A 658-nucleotide genomic window follows, 5' to 3' on the forward strand; every position below is an offset into this window, starting at 1 on the left:
AGGCGATGTGGGTCTTGCCGGTGCCGGAGTTGCCGAGTGCGATGACGTTCTCTCGGCCGAGGATGTAGCCGCAGCGCGCCAGCTCCAGCACAAGCATCTTGTTCAGGCTCGGGATCGCGGTGAAGTCGAAGGTGTCGAGGCTCTTCACCGCCGGGAAGCGTGCCGACCGGATCCGGCGTTCGACCATGCGCCGTTCGCGATCGATGAGTTCCAGCTCGACCAGCCGGAGCAGGTAGCGCGGATGGTCGATGCCGCCCTGGGCACACTCCCGGGCGACCTTGTCGTACTCGCGCAGCACCGTGGGCAGCTTCAGCTGCTTGAGGTGGTGGGCGAGCAGGATCCCCGGCGTGCCGCCGGTGGTGCCGCCCGGCATCGTCTCGTCACGCGCCGCGCTCATGCGGCCACCTCCGGTACCAGCACCGCGTAGTCGGCGGCCACGGTCGTTCTCACCGCGGTCCTGGGCAGATGCGGATAGGCCGCCAGGTCGAGCCGGGGCGGTCGTCGCTCCAACCGGGCCAGCGCGATCAGCTTGACCGCGTCGAAGCCGATCGCTCCGAGCCGGATCGCGTCGGTGACGGAAAAAAAAAAAAAGACAGCCATCGCGACCGCCGAACAGATCGTCACGGTCCGAGCGACGAGGAGCGATAGTGGCGTCGCG

General features: G+C 67.6%; 2 pseudogenes. Both read right to left on the reverse strand.

Features of this window, described 5'->3' with window-relative positions:
• Positions 1-397 (reverse strand): annotated as a pseudogene (gene istB / locus VQ02_RS34405) (IS21-like element ISMex8 family helper ATPase IstB); the annotation flags it as partial.
• Positions 394-658 (reverse strand): annotated as a pseudogene (locus VQ02_RS34410) (hypothetical protein); the annotation flags it as partial. The pseudogenes VQ02_RS34410 and istB, both read right to left, overlap by 4 nt.

The organism is Methylobacterium variabile, assembly GCF_001043975.1.
In the GTDB taxonomy this organism is placed as follows: Bacteria; Pseudomonadota; Alphaproteobacteria; order Rhizobiales; family Beijerinckiaceae; genus Methylobacterium; species Methylobacterium variabile.